This is a genomic window from Rhizobium sp. CFBP 13644 (genome assembly GCF_014842165.1).
Lineage (GTDB): Bacteria > Pseudomonadota > Alphaproteobacteria > Rhizobiales > Rhizobiaceae > Agrobacterium > Agrobacterium tumefaciens_C.
In genome coordinates this window covers 1-4,996 of the sequence record NZ_JACYVF010000024.1, presented here as the reverse complement: position 1 = coordinate 4,996, position 4,996 = coordinate 1, and the positions used below count along the sequence as shown (strand labels likewise).

Here is a 4,996-nt window from a genome sequence, read left to right as displayed (position 1 = left end):
CGGGCTTGGCAGGCTTGGCGGGCTTGGCAGGCTTGGCGGGCTTGGCAGGCTTGGCGGGCTTGGCAGGCTTGGCGGGCTTGGCGGGCTTGGCAGGCTTGGCGGGCTTGGCGGGCTTGGCGGGCTTGGCAAAAGGCCGCACTCATCACAGGAATGTATGTTGAACGGGATTTATTAAGGAGGGAATTAGGTCAGTTTTTTGCTTTTTAGATTTTTCTATAGACAGTTCGACCGGCGCTGGAAGTTTTTCGCGCGATGCTTTGGTTAGAGCGCGCTTGTTTCGAATCACGTTCGTTAGCCCAGAATGGTCGAAACCCCCTTTGACAACCAGTGGAAAACGGGCGCGAGATAAGGCAAAAAAAAATCCTTCAGCAAAGGAAAGCCGAGCAGACCTGCAACCTGATCCAGTCGCATCTTTATTCTGCGCATCAAAGGACCGAGACCGAGTAGTTGCCAAAGTTGAGCAAGGTTTACCCCCACCCAGAAAAAGAACTCAAGCACGTGGTCGGACAGGAAAGTCTTTGTAATGCCGAGGACGATTCCGATTGCCATGCGAGCCTCCCATGTATCGAGGATCGTTCCGCCGCTCGCTCGTAGAAGAAGGCCGATGAGGATGAGGGAGGGGATGGTCTCGATGAAGATGATTGAGACAGTCCGAGCGAGGGATTCAGGAGAAATGTCCGGGTTACGAACGCCCCGCCGTATCTTAATCCAGGTCCAGATGTATTTCCCGATCGCATCGATGATCACCATAAACTGATCGTAATTCAGTCCCACAGTCAGGATGAAGGCGACGATGATCACGCTGTAGAATTTGTATTTGTCGCGGGCCGGATACAGGACAGCCGTCTCGGTAGCGGGGACGAAAATCGCAATGACCTGACGCATTCTGCGCGAGTGAAGAACGCCGATGTCGATCATCTCGCTTGTCGGGATACTGGCGCCATTTTGATATCCGCGCGGATCGTCGGACCTGCGCTCCTCTTTTGAAGATAAAAGCTCCCGCGCGTCGCCATCAAGCAATAGAGAATATTGCCTCAATGCAGCTTTCTGGCTGTCGCTCAGATCAATTTGGAGCCTTTTCAAATGCTGCAGTTTGCGTCGCCACAGCCATGACCTCATCAGGACGCCGGTTAAAAGCAGGGCTGCGCTGAATATGGCCGCGATGGCGAGAAACCAAATCTCTCTTCTGACCGCCGCAACCGCACTGCTCTCTGCGGCGGCGAAAATGATGCCGGGCGGCATGTTGATCCAGAGCCGGTTCTCAAAAAAACTGAGGTCAAGCTCAAGGCCGCTGTTGGCATATCGCAAATAAAGAATAATCAATCCCGCGGATCGAGGTGCCGAAGTAATGGAGCCGAGAGCGAAGGACCATTGCGACTGACGGAATGCAATCGCGACTGGAAAAGCGAAGCAGAGACCAAAGAGAATTCCGATGAGCAGTTTAATGCTGATGGGAAATCCAGGCCTAAGGAGGTAATGCGCCTCTGCGCGTCGGCTTTCCTCGACAATAATTGCCTGCGCCTTCTCAGGAAGCGCAAGAATGCAACTCTCCGCGCCACGGCAGTCGACAAGATGCATACCAGCTTGGGTCCTCAGCGTGTCGGTCTGCGGAATAAAAGCCTCGTCGCTGGTGAGGAAGTGATCTTTGCGAAAGTTGCCAGCTCGCCAGAATAGCTCTAGGGAGCGCCGGAAAAAGCCCGGGCGGTTCGTTGCCATTGGGGCTTCTTCGACCCGGAGTGCAGACATTGTCAGCCCGCAAAAATGCGTATTCTTTGAAGTTTTCTTAAAGCTCACGACTGATTTTTAGAATTTTCCCGTATTTAGAAAAAGTAGGATTCTTGCGATCAAAGGATGCGCCTTCCGGTTATATCTAGAAAAAGGCCGTCCTTCTTAAATCACTTCTTCCATTTGGCCGAAACCATCGCCTCTGCCACTTGGCTGATATCCAACGCCCCTAGCAGTGACAAGCTGTTGGGCGCGTATCTGCAGAGGTGCTCCGCTATCATCAGGCAGCAGTCACGCCACCAACATTTCAGGAAAAACCGGCGCTAAAACTCGCGACACAGAGCGCTGATAGGCCCAATTGAATTTCGGTAGAACGCAGTTGGAACGTGGTACGCTATATCTCGTATTTGTACACATCACGGCTTGGCAATATTCCCCGCAGCAGATTTCAGCAAATCTTATCGCGACATTAAAGCACGCGGCTGCGCTAGTGGTCCAATTTCGTCAGGCAGCAATCATGCCACCAATATTTCAGGAAAAACCGGGGCCACGTTTCGCTAAACACGTCGCTGATTTGTTCAAGTGAAATCCGATAGCGCACCCTGACCCAGTTCATCTCGTATTCGTCCATGCCAAGGCTTGGAAATATTTCCCTGCTGCAGCTTCAGCACGTTCATAAATCGCGCCTCTCATTGGCTGAATGACTGGCGCAACGGGAGAAGACAACAGGCGCTGGAAGCCTATAAATTTCCTTGTCCTTCCTCTCAGAATTCTTCTTCATCTCGACCCAACTACCACGACCATCAACTAGAAATCGATTACCCCCTCGTAACCAACAATCATGCCTTACCCACAGCAGCTCCAGCGCCTCATGGGCTCGAAAAAGGTAAATACGCTTTCCACCGACGCGGAAACATCAACTGACACCCCTCAAGCACTTCTATCAACGCATACCTGTCCGCGTGGACGGCACCAGTTGGCCGTCTTGGAAACAGAAATGGATGCTGCCTTCGGACATCACCCCTGAAGAGGCAATTGCCAAACATTCGGTTCCTAACCTTTTGGAAAAGCTGCATCTAGACTTGCCGCTTCAGGTCGCCGAACATCGCGGCAGGTTCAACCTTGGGAAAGGTGAACAAGAATGCTCCATGCCGGGCATGAGAAACGCTGTCGCCAAGACGTCCGAATATCACTCCAACTTCATGGAGGCGGACATGTCTTTCTCGTTCGACAAGGTTCCATTTGTGCTGCACGAATTCAACCTCTATCGCACCTGCGAGATCGATCAGCAGATCCAGCACATGCATTCCGACGAAGTCAAGAAATACGAACTCCTCGTGCGCGAGACCAGAGGCCGGCGCCACTCCAAGACGATGTTTCGCAAAACAGGTGAAAATATACCTACCTGCGAAGAGTATTTTGACGGTGCGATTGCCGAAAACCCCGGGGTGACCATTCTTGCCGACGCTCGGGACGCTGAAGCCGGTCTTGCTGTCGCATGGCTCAGCCATCGCCCAAAGTTTCACCAGAACGTCGCACTACTGTTCTACTCCTTCCAAATCCAGAATGTTGAGGAATTCATCAAACTGGTGGAGGCCTCGGATCCCGCTCCGGATTGGCGTAAGACAGTGGCGTTGATACCGTGCGTCTTTCCCGAGGAAATGGGCAAGCTCGCCACGCAAATCGGCCGAAGCAGCCTCGAAAAATCCGACCTTCTCGAAGGGGGTAAGGCTTGGATCAACGGCTTTCTCAAGCTGAACGAGCCCGACGCGCGCATGCGCGTCATCGCTATGCAATCAATGATGTCGAACGTCAAATGCGAACAGTTGCCCGCGTCCGTCTCCGAGACCGTCCTTCGCGCCTTCCGCTCCGAAGAGGCCATCATGGATCTCGTTGACTACATCAAGACGGACCCTATCATCAGAAGGATCTACCCCCACATCAAGATTTCCACTGGCACGAGAGCTTATGTCTATTCGACAAAGATCAAGGACACAGGAAAGAGAAACTTCTACGGGATCAATCTCCACTCTAGCCAGCCTCGCATCTGGGAGAATGACGATCGCCGGCACATTCGCGAGGGATATGCACTGCCCGGCAATGCAGCAAAAAAAGCCGACTGGGTAATCTCGGACCGCTGGGAAGACGATATTTCGATCGTGGAATGGAGGGAGAGAGGCGTCAACCCTTCTGTTCATTTCCGTTGCCCTCACTACGATACCTACTATCTCGATGACAAACGTGATGACAATAGCGTCCTGAACATTGGCGAATTCGAAGAAGAGAGCGAGGGCGAGGGCAAGGGCAAGGGCAAGGGCAAGGGCAAGGACGGATACCTGACCGATATCTTCGAGAGCGAGGAGGAGGACTGACCTCTTGCGGGTATTTGTAGCTAGGCCACTTGGCAAAACTGGATTTTCCCGGAAAAAGTGGACAGCGAAGGTTTGTTCATGCGTTCAGCTTGAGAGGTATGCTCTCGAACTGAATTTGGCTCTTAAAGCCCAAGGATGAATGTCTTCTTTTTGGATTATAAGGCGTCGATATATTGTCCAATGGCGATTTCGGCTTGCACCCTGATTTCAAACACCGTTCGCCAAATCAACTCTGATTTGATTGGCTTGAAGACAGTTTCCACCATGGCATTGTGATAGTAATTGCCTTCGCCGATACACCTGTGAATGAATCCTTGGTGCGGGAGCTGGCGACGGGCACATTCGTCGCCGACCAGCGTAATGTCGTCCTTGTCGGCGGCACAGGAACGGGCAAGAGCCATCTCGCCATTGCAATTGCGCGTGCGCTCATCCGTAACGGCACGCGTGGGCGCTTCTACAATGTCGTTGACCTGGTCAACCGCCTGGAAACGGAGACACGCAGTGGCAAGCAGGGCAGAACGGCGGACTATCTCACACGCCTCGACTTCATCATTCTCGATGAACTCGGCTATCTGCCGTTTGCGCAGGCTGGTGGTCAGCTTCTATTCCACTTGATCAGCAGGCTCTATGAGCGCACCTCAATCATCGTCACGACGAACCTGGCCTTCGGTGAATGGCCGTCGGTATTCGGTGATGCCAAAATGACGACAGCACTCCTCGACCGCCTGACCCACCATTGCGAAATCGTCGAGACTGGAAATGAATCCTGGCGCTTCAAAAGCCGTTCTCAAAGCTAAAGCCGAAGATACCCATCACCGTAAGCGCCGTTTTGATGGCACGTGGTTTTACGCTTGACGGAATGGAATGACGTTGTTGCCGCGCATGAACGCGAGGGCACC

The 4,996-nt window shown here is 52.8% G+C and carries 2 protein-coding genes and 2 pseudogenes; 2 read left to right on the top strand and 2 right to left on the bottom strand.

The genetic code is table 11. The features are described from left to right. Positions 1–291 precede the first annotated feature (291 nt). Positions 292–1,716 (bottom strand): hypothetical protein, encoded by a 1,425-nt coding sequence (locus IFT53_RS23465; RefSeq protein WP_192068446.1) that lies wholly within the window; start codon positions 1,714–1,716, stop codon positions 292–294. 1,010 nt (positions 1,717–2,726) lie between these two features. On the opposite strand from IFT53_RS23465, the gene IFT53_RS23460 reads away from it, so the two are divergent. Beyond that, entirely contained in the window at positions 2,727–4,097 is a 1,371-nt protein-coding gene (locus tag IFT53_RS23460) for a glycerophosphodiester phosphodiesterase family protein (RefSeq protein WP_192068445.1), read from the top strand. 76 nt (positions 4,098–4,173) lie between these two features. Here the strand turns inward: IFT53_RS23460 and IFT53_RS23915 are convergent. After that, positions 4,174–4,390: pseudogene (locus IFT53_RS23915) on the bottom strand (IS3 family transposase); the annotation flags it as partial. On the opposite strand from IFT53_RS23915, the pseudogene istB reads away from it, so the two are divergent. Next, a pseudogene (gene istB, locus IFT53_RS23455) lies at positions 4,382–4,894 on the top strand (IS21-like element helper ATPase IstB); the annotation flags it as partial. The pseudogenes IFT53_RS23915 and istB sit on opposite strands and share 9 nt — an antisense overlap. Positions 4,895–4,996: the final 102 nt, after the last annotated feature.